The organism is Stenotrophomonas bentonitica (genome assembly GCF_013185915.1).
Taxonomy (GTDB): domain Bacteria; phylum Pseudomonadota; class Gammaproteobacteria; order Xanthomonadales; family Xanthomonadaceae; genus Stenotrophomonas; species Stenotrophomonas bentonitica.
The window spans coordinates 554,181-570,189 of the sequence record NZ_JAAZUH010000001.1 but is presented as its reverse complement, the minus strand read 5'-3'; the positions used below and the strand labels follow the sequence as shown (position 1 = coordinate 570,189).

The following is a 16,009-nucleotide window of genomic DNA, read 5'->3' as shown; positions in this document are numbered from 1 at the left end:
TGGCGTCCTGTCAGCGCGAGAAACCAGGCAGCGGGTCGGGTGAGGCCGGGCCCAGAAGCCAGGTGCCCCACACCGGCTGCGTGGGCTGCACCTCGCGCTCGCCGGGCAACGGCAGTTCTGTGCCCTTGGCCAGCGGTTGCACCAGGCGCGGGGTCACCACGATCACCAGTTCTTTTTCCTCCTGCTTGTAGTTGAGGTTGCGGAAGAACGACCCGATCACCGGCAGGTCGCCGAGCAGCGGGATCTTGTCGACGCTGGAGCTCACTGCGTTGCTGACCAGCCCGCCGATCACGAAGGTTTCGCCGTCGCCCAGCTCCACCGTGGTGTCGGCGCGACGGGTGGTGATCGAGGGAATCTGCACGCCGTTGTAGGCGATGCCCGCCGTGTAGTTGAGGTCGCTGGCTTCGGGCGCGACCTTCAGCGCGATGCGGTTCGGGCCGAGCACGGTGGGGGTGACAGTGAGGCCGATGCCGAAGGGCTTGAAGGTCACCGTGGTGGTGCCCAGGCCCTGCGGCTCGAGGATCGGCAGTTCACCACCGGCCAGGAAGCTGGCGCTTTGGCCGGACAGCGCGACGAGCGTGGGTTCGGCCAGTACGCGCGCCATGCCGTTGTTCTGCAGCAGGTCGATGTTGGCGGCCCAGCCATGGGTCAGCGAGCGGAACACCAGCCCGAACGCCGACGACAGCGGACTGGCAACCGGATCGCTGCCGCCGTCGCCGTCCAGCACCGGCACGCTGCCACCCGGGCGTGCGACGCCGTAGGAGAAGCCGTTGTTGCGGTTGGCGAAACTCATGCCGATCTGGCGCAGCACGGTCTTGTTGAACTCCACCACCTTCACTTCGACCTGGACCACGCCACCGGTACCGACCGTGGACACGTCGGCCAGCTGGCCCTCGCGCCCGAGCGTGGCCTGCGCGGCCTTGCGGCTTTCTTCGTGCGCCAGCAGGCTGGGCGCGTTGCCCTGCAGCAGGCCCTGCTGCGCCTGCACGGTGAGTTGTAGGTCTTCCGGCCGTGGCAGTGCGCCCTGCAACGCGCCGCGCACCTCCACCTGCAGGCGCTCCGGCTCGCGCTGCCCGCGTTGCCACAGCAGCAGGGTGGTGCTGCCGGCCTGCTTGCCGACCAGCAGAGCCTGGCCCGGTTTCAGCATGACTACATCGGCCACGCCAGGGTCTGCGATGGCCATCCGCTCCAGGTCCGCAGGCAGCGCCCAGGGATGCTGCTCGCGCAGTTGCAGGACCACGTCGGGCGTGGCCCGCGCCGTGGCGGGGGCGAGCACGGTTGCCAGCAGCGTGGCGATCAGGCAGGGGGTGAGCAGGCGTCCGTGCATGGGGTCAGTGCGCTCCGGTGTAGGACGACACGTCGCCGCGGATGATTTCCACGCCGCGATCCACGCGTGCGTTGGCGCGGTGGCGTGCGGGGTGGGATGCATGCGGCGCGCGCGGGGTCGTTGCGTGGCCGGCCAGGGCGTCGGCATCCAGGCCGGCGTACGCGTCGTTCTCCGGCGAGGCCAAGGCCTGGCGTTGCGCCGGGTCGAGGTCGCGCCGCGCATCGAGTACGGCACCGGTGCGGGCGAACAGCGTGGCGTCGGGCAGGCCGGGGTCAGCCGGATTGCGCAGGGCCAGGAACAGCTTGCCCTGCTGCGCGCCGAGCAGCAGCCGGTTGGCGTCGGCCACCGGCACGGCGAGCACGGCGCTGCGGGCTGGTTGCGGGGCGCCACTACTGCCGCTGCTGCCCGGGGCGCTGCCCTGGATGTCGGCGGCACGGCTGTCGGCGGGTGGGGTGGCTGCGGTGGCGTCGGCGACCTGCACGTTTGGTGCGGCATCGGCGGCGCCGTAGCTGAGCACGCGCAGGCGCGACAGCAGCAGGCGGGTCTGCGCCTGGCTATCGTTGTTCATGCCCGGAGGTGCACGCAGGTTGAGGAATACGTCCACGTGGTCGCCGGGCACGATCCGGTTGCCGGCGGCGACCAGCTCGTCGACCGGCACCGCCAGGGCGCGTTCGCCGGGATTGAGCCGTTGCGCGTAGCTCTGCACCGGCAACGCGGCACTCGACGCGGCCGGTTCCGGTTCGGTCGCGATGGCCGGCGGTGGCGCCACGACGGTGGCGGCCGGCACCGGCGGCGCGCGCCGGCCGACCGCGACCGCAGCCAGCGCGAGCAGCAGCGCCAGCGCGATCAGTACCACGGCGGTGATCCGGGTCAGTTTGAGCATGCAGGTGCCTCCAGGCAGGCGGGTGCGGTCATCACGGCATTCCCAGATCGAGCTGGGCCACGGCGGTGCTGCGGATCGGGGTGTCGATCACCCAGCCATAGACACGGCCGGTGCCAGGCAGGAACGGGTGGGCGCGATAGTCGTAGCTGACCGAGATCTGCATGCACTGCGCACTGGCCAGGCCGGAACAGGGCGCCGGTGGCGAGACCACGATCGGCGGCGCGCCGGCGGCGCTGCAGTCGGGGTCCTCGGCGGCGAAGCTGAGCAGCCATTGCATGGACCGTTTTGCGGCCTGGCAGGCCGCTGCACGGCGTTCTGCTGGCGGTGCGTATCGCAGCGAGGCGCGCGCACCTTCCGCCGACGCCAGCGACAGGGTCTGCTGGACCGCCATGATCATCACGCCGGTGTAGGTCAGCATCAGCAGCGGCACCAGCCCGAAGATCAGCATGAAGGCGAATTCCAGTGTCGCCGCGCCGCGCGCGTGGGCCGGGCGGGTCATGCGCCGTCTCCCTGCCACAGCACCAGCGATACGGTCGCAACCGCCAGGTAGGCGGCAAAGGGAATGCCGACCCGGCCCTGGCGGGCGACGTGCACGCCGCGTGCGAGAGGATGCCGTTGCCAGTGCCGACCGGCCCGGTCGCGCAGCAACTGGAACCGCAACGGCAACGTGGTGCCGAACCTGCGCCCCAGTAGCAGGGCAACCGCATGCGCCGCGGCCAGCAGGCTGCCCAGCAGCCATAGCGGCCACAACGCGCCCATGCCCAGCAGCAGGCCGAGCACAGCGAAGTACTTCACGTCGCCCGCGCCCATCCAGCCGATGGCATAGAACGGCAGCAGGGCAGCGAGACCGAGCGCTGCGCCCGCCACGTTGGGCAGCAGCGGGAACGGCGTGCCGGCCAGTTTCGTGCCGAGCAGCCACGCCACTGCCGCCAGCGCGGCAGCGGCCAGCCAGGTGTTGGGTACGCGTCGGGCATACAGATCGCTTATCGCGATGCGCACGCTCAGCAACAGCGCCAGCAGCGGCAACAGGGACATCCGGTACTCCCCCTTGCAGGACCGAACGAAGCAGGTCGAACCGGGCACCCGGCGCTACCGCCGGGTGCCGGAGAGGCTCAGGTCGACGGCGTGGCTGCGCCGGAACCGCCGATGGCGGAGCTGACCAGGTCCTTGAGCTTGTCGAACAGCTCGGTGAACATCGCCGTGAGGCCCGCCTTGCCGGCCACGACCAGGACGCCGGCAACCACGGCGGCCAGCAATCCATATTCAAGCGCGGTGACGCCGTCTTCTTCGGCGATGAAAGTGCGGATGGAGCTGTGCATGACGATCTTCTCCCTGCGTGGGGTGGCACGGACCGGTTCCACCGGTGGCCACGAATGAACCTGCGCGTCCCTGCGCAGGGGCGCGGCCACGAACGGCCGCCGCCCGACGGAGTGCTCCGGCGGGCCTCATGCGCTCAGCTTTGAATCCTGCGAAAGGTGACGCGCGCGGACAAACACGCACGCGGGGTCATGCGACGGAAGCAGGTGCACGGCGTTGCGGTCGGCAGGTCCATCGCAGTCCCCCTGTGGTCCAGCCCGGTATCCGCCACGGATCCCCTCCGGCGCTGTTGCGGATAATCCTCCTTCGCTGCGATCGACGGCGATGCACAAAATCGGCACGCAGGTCACAAAGTTTATAAATTGCGTTTATCTGCCGATTTTGTGCATTCGCTGCCGTGTGTAAACAAGCGCGGCGCGGCATTCGGTTTACAGAATGTGTGAAAATAACGTGAAGTCGGAAAATTGACGCGGCCTACACATCGTCGTGACGAAACTTGGACAGTGCGCCGCTGATTAAGTGCTGTAAATCCATGGCGTGCCGCCACCCGCGTCGAGACATACTGCCGCGAAAATTCGGGGGGATATCGCAGCAGGGCCTCGATAAAGAAGGGACGTGTTTCCGCTGCGGACAGCGTGCGCAGCGGGTGCGATTCAACCTGGGGAGCCACTGTCATGGCCGATGGTATAGTGGAGGGGATCGGAGAAACTGCGCTGCGTCCATTCGACCTGGCGACGCTGGGCGGAATGCTGCGTGTGTGCGAGCTGGAACTGGTGCTGCTGGACGGGAATGGTCCACGCGCGTCGATCCTCTCGCAGGTGCACGACGAGTCGCTGTTCTGCAGTGCCACCTGCGGTTTCCAGTTCCGTGGGCGGTTCATGCTGCCGCAGGACTGGTGCCTGCTCGGCTACATCCATCAGACGGATCCGACCCAGAGCTGGTGCCATGGCGTTCCGCTGGCGTCCGGCATGGCGTTGACCATCCTGCCCGAAGGCATCAGCGAATTCGCGTTCAGTGCGGGCACCCGGCTCAGCCTGCTGCTGACGCCGCTGCGCCGGATCGAACGCAAGCTCACCGAGCTCAGCCTGCGCAGCAGCCTGCCTTCCGGCCAGGCCTTGTCGCTGTTCAGCGCCGAGGCGGACGAGGGCCCGTCGGTGCTGGCGCAACGTTACGCGACGTTGCCGGCCTGGTTGGGCGCCTCGGGTGGGGGATTCCCGACCGACGCGGTGGACCAGGTGCTGCATGCGCACGTGCAGGCGCTGCTGGGTACCGGCAACACCGAACGGGCCCCAGGCACGCGTGCGCGGCGCGCGCATTACCTGATCGCCCAGCGCGCCGAGAACTTCATGCGGCAGAACCTGCGGCGCTACATCTACATGCATGAGATCTGCGACGCCGCCGGGGTCAGCGACCGCGCGCTGCGCTATGCGTTCGAGGATCTGTTCGGCACGTCGCCCAATCGTTACCTGTCGATGCTGCGGCTGTGCGCCGCGTGCCGTGGACTTTCCATGGCCGATTCGACGCGTAAATCGGTGAAGGCGGTGGCGTTGAGTTGCGGGCTGTGGGATCTCTCGCGGTTTGCGGACAATTATCGGCGGGTATTCGGCGAGCTGCCGCGCGACACCCTGATGCGCGCGCCGACCTCGCTGGGCAGTCCGGCCTGAGTGCACGTTTCCGGCACCCTGCCGGAAATGTCCATCGGCCTGCCGGTTTTCCATTGCGACTTGCCGGAACGCACGTTCAGCCTGCCGGAATACCGCGTCCGTGCGCTGCTGGCGACGTTTTAATAATCCCAACGCAACGTCAGCGTCGGGGGCAGGGCAGATGGGCAGGATTTTCAGACTGGTATGGAACCACCGGCTCGATGCGCTGGTGGTGACCTCGGAAATCGCCACTGCGCGCGGCAGCCTCGCCGCCGGCCCGACCGTGCTCCATCTGAAAGTGCCGCTGTGGCTGCTGTCGCTGGGACTGGCCAGCGCACCCGGCGTGCCATTGCATGCGGTGGACACCGCCATGCAGCTGGACAAGGGGACGCGGATCCATGCCGCAGCGCCGGTGGACCGCGCCAATGCCGTTGTCGCCGGCCTGGCGACACCGACGCGGCCGGCGCTGCCGTCGGGCCCGACCGGCGGGCTGGCCGGCTTCGGGCCCGACGTGGCCGAACTCCTTTCACCACACGCTTCCGATTCTGCTGCGATCCCGCGCGGAATCTGCACCGTTTGACCTGGCTCGCTGTCAACCGCGGGATGTCTCCCCCGTCATCGCTCAGGGGGCAGCGAGCCAGGCCATCCCACTACGTCTGCGTTGTGCCCGCTGGCACGACTCTCTCCCGTGCTGATCGGGACAACGGCTTGACCCGGCTCGTCGCCATGCGCGATGTCTCCCCCGTCATTGGGTAGGACGACGAGTCGGGTCATTGTTTTGCCTGCGGATCGGCGGGCTCACTCCACGCCGGGAATCTTCACCTTCAGCGCCGCCGCCTCGGCGGTGCAGTCCTGCGGTTCCACGCCATTGCCGCGCAGCGCATTGATCTCGGCGCGGGCGGCGGCCATGTCGGCGTTGAACTGCGGATTGGCATGCAGCACCGCCACTGCGCCGGCGCCCACCGCGCGCCCCTGCAGCACGTCGCTCTGCCAGTGCGCGTTGCAGATCAGGCGGTTCTCGCCGAAGGCGCGGCCACGCGCCAGCACCGCGTCGGCCTGGGCCGGGCTGAGCTCGCTGAGCAGCAGCGCCCAGGCCCAGCTGATCGCGGTATGCCCGGAGGGATAGGAGCCGTCCTTGCGCAGCGCGTCCTCGTCGGCCGGCGCGCAGGTCTTTTCCTTGTAGTACACGAACGGACGGGTGCGCTTGTAGTGGTCCTTGGCGGCATACGTGGCCAGGCCCGCGTCGACCATGCTTCGCTGCAGCAGCAGGTACAGGCGCGGGGTGTCCTGCGCGCTGACCGGCACGCCGAGCGCGCAGGAGAAGGTGTTGGCGACGTGCGGGAAGCCCAGGTCGGCGTCACGGCTGGCCAGGGCATAGCGGGGGCTGTTCTTCAGCTTCTGCGAAGCGCGGCTGATCGCCTGGTCGCGCGCGAAGGCTGGGCTGCCCTTGGCAGGGGGCGGGGGCAGCAGTGCGAGGCTGTCGGGCAGGGACCGGCCGAGGTAGCCGGCGGGCACGCCCGGGCGCAGCTCCGGCACCGGCGGCGGTGCGGGCGGCACGGCGGTGGGGAGTACCGCGGGAGACGGTGGGTTGAGCGGGCCGGTGGCGCAGGCGGCCAGCAGGGCTGACAAGGCGAAGGTGGCGGCGGTGCGGGGTGTGCGCATGTAGGGCTCCTTTCTGGCGGGATTGCCACGCAGGGCGTGGCACTACCGGGCGTCGCGCAGCGGGAAACGTACCTCGATGCGCGCTCCGCCAAGCGGGCTGGTGTCTACGTGCAGTACGCCGCCCAGCAGCCGCGCACGTTCTTCCATGCTGATCAGTCCCAGCCCGGGCGCACGCCGCAGGTGGCCGGGGGGAATGCCGATGCCGTCGTCGTCCACGCGGAGGAGCAGGTCCGCGCCGCGCACGCAGACCAGCACATCCGCCACCCTGGCGCGGGCGTGCTTGTCGACGTTGTTCACTGCCTCCTGCACGATGCGGAACAGGCTGAGTTCCTGTTCGTCGTTGAGCCGGGGCGCGTCTTCGATGCTGCAGCGCAGGCGCAGCCGGCCGCGGGCGTTGCGTTTGATGCAGAACGCATCCAGTGCGCTGGCCAGCCCGGTGAAACGCAGGATGCTGGGATGCAGTTCGTGCGAGATGGCACGGATGTCGTTGGACACCGACAGCAGCTGGTCCTGCAGTTCGACCACGCTGGGGCGCTCCTCCAGCGGAATATGGTTGCGCAGCGTGCTGAGCCGGATCGAAATCGCGGCCAGCGACTGGTTGACGTCATCGTGCAGGTCGCGCGCGATGCGCGTCCGTTCTTCTTCCTGCACCACCAGCATGCGCCCGGTCACTTCGCCCAGGCGCGCATAGGCGCGTTGCAGCTTGATCCGGCTGGACAGTTTCTGCTCGGAGAGCGCGCCCAGGAACAGCAGCGCGAAGCCGGTGCACAGGGTCCAGGCCTGGCCGGTGAGCAGGTTGCGGTCGATCGACCAGAAGCCGAACGGGCCGAGTCCTTCCACGCCCAGCTGCATGCCGAGCACCGCTACCGCCAGCATGGTGACCGAGGCGCCGGCAATGCCGAACACTATGAGCGCCCAAACCAGCAGCGGAATCGGCGCCAGGGTCAGCAGCGGGGTCATCACCCCGTCCTGCCAGTCCACGGTCCACAGCACCACCAACAGGCCGAACAGCACCATGGCCAGCGCCATCGAATCCCAGCGCCAACCGTGGCGGCGTTCCGGGGCGTCGATGATGCGGACCACGTTGACCAGCGCCGGCACCAGCACCAGATAGCTCACCGCGCTGGTCAGGGCCAGCTCGCGCAGTGCGGCCGGACCGCTCGCGCCGCTGCGCCCGCCCTGGGCCAGCGTGTACCACCAGGCGCTGCACAACGGCAGCAGCACGCACGCCAGCAGCAGGAAGAAACTCAGATCACGGTAGTCTTCCAGCGCGGCGCGCTCGCCCCGCCAGCGCAGCAGCAGCCAGGCCACCACGCCCACCATGGCGAACTCACCCAGGCCGGCGAGCAGGCGCGGCAGCGAGGCCATCGGGACCAGCGGCAGCGACAGCACGGTGCCGATGCAGGCCGCCAGCACGCAGGTCCGCCATTGGTTGCGCGGGGTGATCAGCAGGAAGCCGAGCAGGAGCGGTCCGGGAATCCAGATGACATGCAGGTGCAGCTGATCTGGCAGGAGGGTTGGGAGCCATTGACCCAGCATGCAGCCGATCAGCAGCGGCAGCGCGAGTGTTAAAAGCGTGCGCACATCAAGTGCAGAAGATGTGAAGCGCACGACCCGCCTCGCCCGGGAGCGACGTCGCGGCGTGCCCGGCGCTTCCACGCCGACACGATTCACCTGGCTGCTGGCCTGCACTCTGCACCTCGGGGAGATGGGCGGGATCGCGAAAGGCGATCCATGCGCCATGCGTGGTACGACCCTCTGCTTGACCGCTTGCCGCCGTGTTGCTTCAGCCCCACAATCGGGCCGATGTAATCAGGTTGACGCGACGCACGCTATCCACATTCCGACGCAACGGGGGAGCTGGCGATGGATGAACCGATGTCACCGTACAGCCGTTTCGTGGTTGACGGTTTCGATGCAGACGCCCTGCTCGGGGTGGTCCGCGATACACGCTTCGAACAGCGCCTGCTGGCCTCCGGCCACTTCCGCGCCTGTGTGCAGCGATTGGTGTTTCCGGAGTTCAGCCTCGACAGCGGCGCCTATACGTTGCCGATCTTCGCCAGCGGCAGTTTCAGCCAGGGCATGATCGCGCTGGCACTGGCGGTGACCTGTGAAGAGCCGATGTGGGCCAACGGCCGCTGGATTGCCGCAGGCCAGGTCATGGTATTTGCCGAGGACAGCGAGTTGAACGTCCGGCCCAGTCCCGGCGGCTGGCAATGGGCGGTGATGCTGATTCCCCGCGAGGTGCTGCAGCGCGAGTCGGTGCGGCGGCTCGGCCGCGAACTGCGATTGCCCCGCACCGGCTGGCACAGCCGGGCGGCGGCGCCGAAGGATGCACGCAACCTGCGCGAAGGGGTGTTCTCGGTGTTGCAGGAAGCGGCCGAATGGCAGGGCGTGGTGCTGCCGGAGCAGCTGGAGGTGCAGGCCAGTACCCTGCTGGGGGTGTTCATCGATGCGGTGGGCGCCAGTGACGGCGGTCCGGAGCGGCGCGGGCTGGGCAGTGGCATCGAACGCCGGCGCGACGCGATCGTGCGCCAGGCCGAGGCCTACCTGAAATCGCAGCTGGAAAATGCCTACGACAGCCGCGCATTGTCCAGCTACCTGGGGGTGGGCGAACGCCAGCTGGAGCGCCTGTTCCATGATGCCTACGGCCACGGCCCGTGCCATTGGCACCAGCTGGCGAGGCTGAACCTGGCGCGCAGCGCCCTGCGCCGCGCGCAGGGGCGGGTCGGGGTCACCGAGGTCGCCACCCGCTATGGGTTCGCCCACCTTGGCCGGTTTTCCGTCATGTACCGTGATGTATTCGGAGAAAGCCCGCGCGACACGCTGCGCAGCTGAATTGTTGGGAACGTGAGTCACAGAATACGTTTTCGTCACAGTTCCATCACACAGCGACTGTAATTTTCAGGGCGTTGCACGGAAACGGCCGGAGAGCCGCTCCGCGCAGTACTTCAATCAGGGGACGATTGATGGCCACGGGAGACGAGCACATGCAGGTTTCGTATTCGACGGCGGAGTGCCGATACCGCCGGGTAGTACTGGCAGATGACCACCGGGTGGTGGCGCAGGGTATCGAACACCTGCTGGAAGACCGTTTCGATTCGATCGAACTGGTGTCTTCCGGCGAGGAACTGGTGGAAGCGGTAAGACGCGATCCACCCGACGTGGTGGTGGCCGACATCAGCATGCCCGGCCTGACCGGCATCCAGGCGTTACGCAGGATGCGCGAGGAAGGCTATGAGATGCCGGTGGTATTCCTGACCATGCACGACGAATCCAGCGTGGCGGCCGAGGCGATACGGGCCGGTGCACGCGGGTACGTGCTCAAGAGTGCAGCCGGCGAAGAGCTGGTGCGAGCCCTGGCCGGCGTGATGGGCGGGCACACCTACGTGACCCCGACCCTGGCGGTGGACGCCATCGCCAATGCCGGGCGGCAGCACTACGTGCTGACCGACAAGCAGCTGCGCATCCTTGAATACGTCGCGCGCGGGCTGCGTTCCAAACAGATCGCCTACGAGCTGGGCGTTTCGGTCCGCACCATCGAATCGCACAAGTACGCGATCATGCAGGAACTGGGCGTGCACGGCACCCTGGAACTGGTGCGCAAGGCCGAGCACGAGGGGCTGATCCGGCACTGAGCCGGGGCGGCCGTGGCGCGTGGCAAGTAGATTTACTTGCCTGCGCCCCGTTGTTTTTCCCTTGTTCCCGCCTCGGGTGCGGCACACCATCAGGGTGTGCGATTACCTGACGGGACCCCATGAACGCTGCCCGTGTGCTGCTGGCCGAAGACGGTTCCGCGATGGGGCGGCAGCTGCGCGGGTTGCTGGCCGAACAGTTCGAAGTGATCGGCCTGGTCCAGGACGGCGCGTCGCTGGTCAAGGCGGCGCAGAGCATGCTGCCGGACGTGGTGGTGACCGACATCGCCATGCCGGAGATCGACGGGCTGGAGGCGGCGCGGCGGCTGCGCGTGCAGCGCCCGGTGCTGGGCGTGGTGTTCATCACCGTGCATGCCGAGCCGCAGATGGTCGAGCAGGCGATGGCGCTGGGGCCGTGCAGTTACGTGCTCAAATCCGATGCCGGCGACGACCTGGCGCTGGCCGTGCAGGCCGCGCTGCGCGGTGAACCCTTCGTCTCGCGATCGCTGTAGCCAACAACGCGCGGTTGCTCAGACCAGGATGCCCATCAGCTTGGCGACCAGCTCGTCGAACGGGAACGCCAGCAGCGCCAGCGGCAGCAGCGGCACGGTGGCGGCCATCGCGACCGAGAGCAGGTTCCGGCGCGTGACCGGTACCACCGACATCGCCACGATGCCCTGGTAGACGCCGGCGAAGTCGGCGATGGCCGAGGCGTCGCCGGTGTCGACCAGCGACGCCGTGCCCGCGGTGCTTTCACTGGCGGCCTGCCAGCGCTCTTCGAAGGTGGCGGCCGCGCGGTTGCCCAGTCCGTCGAAGCGATACAGCGCGTGGCGGCGGGTGCGCACCAGCAGCGGGGTGAGCAGCAGCAGCGGGGCCATCAGCAGCAGGCACACGCCGACCACGTAGCCGACGAGCAGGTGGCGCAGTTCGTACAGCGTGGTGCCCATGTAGATCATCTGATTGACGCAGGTGCCGGAGACCAGCACCGCACCTGCCGCAGCGAGGGCACTGAAGCGTTCCTGGGCCAACCCGAGGAAGGCCAGCCCTGCGCTGCGGTCGGGATGTTCGGCGTGCAGCTCCAGCCCCACCGCTGGCAGCCGCCACAGCAGCATCGTCCACAACACAAACCGCCACAGCCAGAGCAGCACCACCATCCGGAACAGCGGGGTGCCGACCCAGGCATACCAGTCGCCGGCCGCCGTGACCTCGCCGCCGGCCACGCGCCAGTCGGGAACGCCCACCAGCAGGGTGACAACGCCGCCCTGGTAGACCACCGGGGCGAAGGCGAGGGCGATGCAGGCCAGCTCCGGCCACCAGCTGTCGCGCCAGCGCAATACCCGCGCCAGCAACGTCTGCAGGCGCGGCTGGCGATGCGGGCGGACCAGGCTGGCCTGGGTCAGCTGGCGCAGCGCGCTGCGCAGCAGGTCGTCGGCGCGCGGCGCGGCCAGCACCAGCAGGGGCAGCGCGAGCAGCAGGCGGGCGAGGGTGGCGTAGTCGCCCAACAGCGCCATGGAACCCGGACGGGGCCAGAGCATGCCTTCTGCATTGGCCAGCAGCAGCATCGGCACCAGGCTCACCGCCACCAGCAGCAGTGCCAGCCAGCGCGACAGGCGCCGACTGCGGTGCAGCGCGCCGCTGGCATGCAGCAGGCGATGCACCAGCCCGCCGCGCATCAAGGAGTAGCTGTCCTGGCTCATGCGTACCGAGCATAGCGCCGGGCCGGGGCGATTCCGGGGCAGTAAAAATACTGGTGCCGGTGCAGTACCAATCCCGATGTGCGCAGTCAGCCCCGCCCCCAAGCTGGACGCCACCGCAACGGAAACCGGCAATGCTTCTGGTCATCGATTTCCTGACCCGCTTCTGGGCCGACCTGGTGGGACGAACCGACGGTCCGATGACCTTCCGCTTCTTCCTGCAGCCGACCATGGCGCTGATCACCGCGTTGATCGATGGCGTGCGCGATGCCCGGGCCGGGAAGGCCCCCTATGCGGCACGGATGATGCGCAGCACTCCGCGCGAGCACCTTGCACTGTGGCGGGAAGGCGTGACCGCCACGGCGCGGATCCTGCTGCTCGGCGTGGTGATGGACGCGATCTACCAGGTCCGTGTCTACGGTGGCTTTCCCCATCCGCTGGAAGCGTTCGTGCTGGCCGTTGCGCTCGGTTTCGTTCCCTACCTGATCATGCGCGGCATCTTCACCCGGCTGGCCGCGCGCTGGTTCCGCCGCCATCCGACCACACGCAAGGATTCTGCGTCATGACCGATAAGGATCCTCGCAAGGCCTTGGCTGACCGTGCAGTGACGCTGGACCAGGCCCAGGCGACCCTGGGCAGCGCCGACGCGGTGTCGCTGGAGCTGTCCTCGCGGCGCACCGGCATGTCGTTCCAGCGCACGCGCATGAGCGCCGACCGCACGCTCATGTCGATCATGCGCACCGCGCTCTCGCTGATCGGCTTCGGCTTCACCATCTATCAGTTCTTCGGGCACATGCTGGAAATGCCCGGGGTCAGCCTGAAGCCGCACGCGCCGCGCAATTTCGGCGTGGCGCTGGTAGCACTGGGGATCGTGATGCTCACGCTGGGCATCATCTACCACCTGCGCTACATGCAGGAGTTGCGCGCCGAGCGTACCCGCATGCGTGATGAAGGCTTGATCCACGGCGAAACCCATTACCCGGTTTCGCTGACCCTGATCACGGCCGGCCTGCTGTGGCTGCTGGGCCTGCTGGCGATCGCGGGAATGTCCTTCAACATCGCACCGTTCGGCTGAGGAGATACACGATGAGCGTAGTAGCCGACACCATGATCGATATCGAAGGCGGGTTGTTCCTGATGGGCTCGAACGACCATTACCCGGAAGAAAAGCCGGCGCACAAGGTGCGGGTGGCGCCGTTCCGGATCGACCGCTACCCGGTGACCAACCGCGAGTTCTCGCGCTTCGTCCGCGACACCGGCTATGTGACCTTCGCCGAACGGCCGGCCGACCCGCGCGACTACCCGGGCGCGGACCCGGCGCTGTTGGTGCCGTCGTCTGTGGTGTTCGTGCAGCCGCAAGGGCCGGTGGACATGTCCAATACCCACAACTGGTGGCAGTACGTGGCCGGTGCCGATTGGCGCCACCCGCGCGGACCGTTCACCCGGCTGGACGGGCTGGACGACCACCCGGTGGTGCACCTGACCTTCGCCGACGCGCAGGCCTACGCCGAGTGGATCGGCAAGTCGCTGCCAACCGAGGCGGAATGGGAGTTCGCCGCGCGCGGTGGGCAGGAGCCCAGCGAGTTCGCGTGGGGCGATGAACTGGCCCCGCGCGGCCGCCACCAGGCCAACACCTGGCAGGGCGAGTTCCCGTGGCAGAGCCTGGACGAGGACGGTTACCGCTGGACCTCGCCGGTGGGCAGCTATGCGCCCAATGGCTACGGCCTGTACGACATGATCGGCAACGTGTGGGAATGGACAAGCGACTGGTACCAGCAGCACGACCAGATTCCGAGCAAGCCCTGCTGCGCGATTGACAACCCGCGCGGTGGCGAGCGCCAGCGCAGCCATGACCCCCATGACCGCAGCGGCATTCCGCGCCGTGTGATGAAGGGTGGCTCGCACCTTTGCGCGCCGAACTACTGCCGCCGGTACCGGCCGGCCGCGCGCATGGCGCAGCCCATCGATACCTCGACCTGCCACGTCGGCTTCCGCTGCGTGGAACGGTGACCGCCATGACCACGACCACTGCGACCCATTACCGCCGCCACTGCATCGCCAGCGCGGTGCTGCTCGGCACCCTGGCCGTGGTGGCGGCGCTGCCCGCGCACGCGGTGGAAGGCGGGCTTGGCCGCTCCATCACCGGGATGCAGATCACCTCGTACGTGGGCGTGATTCCGCCCGACCCGGGCATGCAGTGGTCGCTGAGCTACGTGAACTACAGCGGCAAGATCGGTGGCAGCCGGGCGGCACCGGTGGCCGGGCAGGTCTCGCTGGGGCTGGAGGCCGATGTCAGCCTGATTGCGGCGACGGGCGTGTATGTCTGGCCGACCAAGGCCGGGCGCTGGAACTTCGCCTCGATGCTGACCGCGCCGTACATCGACGCGGACATCACTGCCAGCCTGCGCGGACCGCTGGGCAACCAGGTGCGCACCGAAGACACCACGTCGAACTGGTTCGACGTGTACTTCGCGCCTGTGATCGCCGGGTACCACATCAACGAAGTGCAGCACGTGTCGTTCGGGCTCTACGTCTACGCGCCGACCGCCAAGTACACGCCGGGCAAGCTGGCCAACCCGGGCTTGAACGTGTGGACGGTATCGCCGGCGGTCGGTTACACGCACCTGTTCCAGAAGGGCACGCTGGAGTTCAGCGTGCTGGGCGGCATGGACTGGTACAGCCGCAATGACGTGACCGACTACAAGAATGGCCTGCACCTGCGCGCCGATGCGCTGCTGGTCAAGCGCACCCCCAGCGGCTGGGGTTTCGGCGCGGCGGGCGGCTGGATCCAGCAGGTGCAGGACGACGACAGCGACCTGGCCGACCAGCTCAACGGCTTCAAGGGCCGCTCGTTTGGCCTGGGCCCAGTTCTGACCTATGGCAAGAAATGGTCGGGCGGCGAGCACGTGGATGTGTCAGTGCGATACCTGAGTGAGTTCAGCGTGCGCAACCGCTTCGAGGGCGACCCCTGGAGCGTGTCGATCAGCGCGGGCTTCTGAGCCGCGCGCCTTTCCATCGCTTCTGGAGATACCCCATGCCTACCGCAGCTTCCTCCGTCGCCCGTACTGCCTGCCTGCTGCTGGGTGGGCTGGTCGCGGGTGCCATGCCGCTGTACGCCGCACCGCCCAGTGCGCCAGCGGCCGGGGCCGCCGCCACCGACCTTGATCCGGAAGCGTTGGCCGCACTGGATCGCATGGGCGCCGCACTGCGGTCGCTGAAGCAGTTCACGCTGACCTCGGAGGGCAGCACCGAGCTGGTGCTGGACAATGACCAGAAGATCGAGCTGGACGGGTTGGTGACCTACAAGGTGCACACGCCGGACAAGCTGTTCCTGGAGTTGAACAGCGACCGCCAGCTGCGCCAGCTGATCTACGACGGCAATGCACTGACCGTGTACTCGCCGCGCCTGAAGTACTACGCGCAGGTGGACGGGGTTGGCGCAACCCTGGGCGAGCTGGTCGACCGCGCGTCGACCCGCTACGGCATCGAACTGCCACTGGCGGACATGTTCCTGTGGGGCACCGACAAGGCGCCCAAGAGCAACATCCGCAACGCGCTGCACATCGGCGGCGGCACCATTGACGGTGAGGCGGTAGAGCAGTATGCCTTCAAGCAGGACGCGGTGGACTGGCAGGTGTGGATCTCGAACGAGACCTCGTTGCCGAAGAAGCTGGTGATCAATGCGCTGGACGACCCGACCCAGCCGCAGTACCGGGCGCGGCTGCATTGGGACACGCGTACGCCGGTGCCGGCCACCGCCTTCCAGTTCACCCCGCCTGCCGACGCGGCGCGGATCAAGCTGGTGCCGGTTGCGGTAGCAGCCTCTGATGCTGGCCAGGAGAATTGAC

The 16,009-nt window shown here is 68.0% G+C and carries 18 protein-coding genes; 10 read left to right on the top strand and 8 right to left on the bottom strand.

The window, feature by feature from the left end; genetic code table 11:
- Window positions 1-10: 10 nt before the first annotated feature.
- The 5 genes from HGB51_RS02490 to HGB51_RS02470 all read right to left on the bottom strand — a co-directional run bounded on the left by HGB51_RS02490 (window position 11) and on the right by HGB51_RS02470 (window position 3,529).
- On the bottom strand, window positions 11-1,327 hold the full coding sequence (locus HGB51_RS02490; protein WP_070208240.1) for a type II and III secretion system protein family protein: 1,317 nt from the start codon (window positions 1,325-1,327) through the stop codon (window positions 11-13).
- 4 nt (window positions 1,328-1,331) lie between these two features.
- The gene (gene cpaB / locus HGB51_RS02485; protein WP_070208239.1) at window positions 1,332-2,210 is read right to left on the bottom strand and encodes a Flp pilus assembly protein CpaB; all 879 of its coding nucleotides are present in this window, start codon (window positions 2,208-2,210) and stop codon (window positions 1,332-1,334) included.
- Window positions 2,211-2,241: 31 nt separating this feature from the next.
- Window positions 2,242-2,709 carry a pilus assembly protein gene (locus HGB51_RS02480; RefSeq protein WP_070208238.1) on the bottom strand — a complete coding sequence of 156 codons (468 nt, stop codon included), beginning with the start codon at window positions 2,707-2,709 and terminating at the stop codon, window positions 2,242-2,244.
- Window positions 2,706-3,245, bottom strand: coding sequence for a prepilin peptidase (locus HGB51_RS02475; RefSeq protein WP_070208237.1), 540 nt, complete (start codon window positions 3,243-3,245; stop codon window positions 2,706-2,708). The genes HGB51_RS02480 and HGB51_RS02475 overlap by 4 nt, the downstream gene beginning before the upstream one ends.
- A gap of 77 nt (window positions 3,246-3,322) precedes the next feature.
- A complete protein-coding gene (locus tag HGB51_RS02470) occupies window positions 3,323-3,529 on the bottom strand; it encodes a Flp family type IVb pilin (protein WP_070208264.1) in 207 nt (68 codons plus the stop codon).
- Window positions 3,530-4,201: 672 nt separating this feature from the next.
- On the opposite strand from HGB51_RS02470, the gene HGB51_RS02465 reads away from it, so the two are divergent.
- Both HGB51_RS02465 and HGB51_RS02460 read left to right on the top strand, forming a co-directional pair.
- Window positions 4,202-5,191: a helix-turn-helix domain-containing protein gene (locus HGB51_RS02465; protein ID WP_070206545.1), complete on the top strand. Its 990-nt coding sequence runs from the start codon at window positions 4,202-4,204 to the stop codon at window positions 5,189-5,191.
- A 160-nt stretch (window positions 5,192-5,351) separates the two neighbouring features.
- A complete protein-coding gene (locus tag HGB51_RS02460) occupies window positions 5,352-5,750 on the top strand; it encodes an ESPR domain-containing protein (RefSeq protein WP_070206546.1) in 399 nt (132 codons plus the stop codon).
- A gap of 218 nt (window positions 5,751-5,968) precedes the next feature.
- Here HGB51_RS02460 and HGB51_RS02455 read toward each other — a convergent pair whose 3' ends face one another.
- Window positions 5,969-6,832, bottom strand: coding sequence for an acid phosphatase (locus HGB51_RS02455; protein WP_070206547.1), 864 nt, complete (start codon window positions 6,830-6,832; stop codon window positions 5,969-5,971).
- A 42-nt stretch (window positions 6,833-6,874) separates the two neighbouring features.
- On the bottom strand, window positions 6,875-8,443 hold the full coding sequence (locus HGB51_RS02450) for a sensor histidine kinase (protein ID WP_171966717.1): 1,569 nt from the start codon (window positions 8,441-8,443) through the stop codon (window positions 6,875-6,877).
- A 267-nt stretch (window positions 8,444-8,710) separates the two neighbouring features.
- On the opposite strand from HGB51_RS02450, the gene HGB51_RS02445 reads away from it, so the two are divergent.
- The 3 genes from HGB51_RS02445 to HGB51_RS02435 all read left to right on the top strand — a co-directional run bounded on the left by HGB51_RS02445 (window position 8,711) and on the right by HGB51_RS02435 (window position 10,979).
- On the top strand, window positions 8,711-9,670 hold the full coding sequence (locus HGB51_RS02445; protein ID WP_141738997.1) for an AraC family transcriptional regulator: 960 nt from the start codon (window positions 8,711-8,713) through the stop codon (window positions 9,668-9,670).
- Window positions 9,671-9,822: 152 nt separating this feature from the next.
- Window positions 9,823-10,470 carry a response regulator transcription factor gene (locus tag HGB51_RS02440; protein WP_070206550.1) on the top strand — a complete coding sequence of 216 codons (648 nt, stop codon included), beginning with the start codon at window positions 9,823-9,825 and terminating at the stop codon, window positions 10,468-10,470.
- Window positions 10,471-10,589: 119 nt separating this feature from the next.
- Window positions 10,590-10,979, top strand: coding sequence for a response regulator (locus HGB51_RS02435; RefSeq protein WP_070206551.1), 390 nt, complete (start codon window positions 10,590-10,592; stop codon window positions 10,977-10,979).
- A gap of 18 nt (window positions 10,980-10,997) precedes the next feature.
- Here the strand turns inward: HGB51_RS02435 and HGB51_RS02430 are convergent, their stop codons facing one another.
- Window positions 10,998-12,164: a hypothetical protein gene (locus HGB51_RS02430; RefSeq protein ID WP_070206552.1), complete on the bottom strand. Its 1,167-nt coding sequence runs from the start codon at window positions 12,162-12,164 to the stop codon at window positions 10,998-11,000.
- Between the two features lie 131 nt (window positions 12,165-12,295).
- On the opposite strand from HGB51_RS02430, the gene HGB51_RS02425 reads away from it, so the two are divergent.
- From HGB51_RS02425 to HGB51_RS02405, 5 genes are read left to right on the top strand one after another with little or no spacing between them, the layout of a single operon-like run.
- The gene (locus HGB51_RS02425) at window positions 12,296-12,727 is read left to right on the top strand and encodes a hypothetical protein (RefSeq protein WP_070206553.1); all 432 of its coding nucleotides are present in this window, start codon (window positions 12,296-12,298) and stop codon (window positions 12,725-12,727) included.
- Window positions 12,724-13,236 carry a YidH family protein gene (locus tag HGB51_RS02420; protein ID WP_084738809.1) on the top strand — a complete coding sequence of 171 codons (513 nt, stop codon included), beginning with the start codon at window positions 12,724-12,726 and terminating at the stop codon, window positions 13,234-13,236. Before HGB51_RS02425 ends, HGB51_RS02420 begins: the two co-directional genes overlap by 4 nt.
- 11 nt (window positions 13,237-13,247) lie before the next feature.
- On the top strand, window positions 13,248-14,171 hold the full coding sequence (locus tag HGB51_RS02415; RefSeq protein WP_070206554.1) for a formylglycine-generating enzyme family protein: 924 nt from the start codon (window positions 13,248-13,250) through the stop codon (window positions 14,169-14,171).
- Window positions 14,172-14,176: 5 nt separating this feature from the next.
- The gene (locus HGB51_RS02410) at window positions 14,177-15,160 is read left to right on the top strand and encodes a SphA family protein (protein ID WP_070206614.1); all 984 of its coding nucleotides are present in this window, start codon (window positions 14,177-14,179) and stop codon (window positions 15,158-15,160) included.
- Window positions 15,161-15,195: 35 nt separating this feature from the next.
- Complete coding sequence (locus tag HGB51_RS02405) at window positions 15,196-16,008, top strand: DUF2092 domain-containing protein (RefSeq protein WP_084738811.1); 813 nt, start codon at window positions 15,196-15,198, stop codon at window positions 16,006-16,008.
- Window position 16,009: the final 1 nt, after the last annotated feature.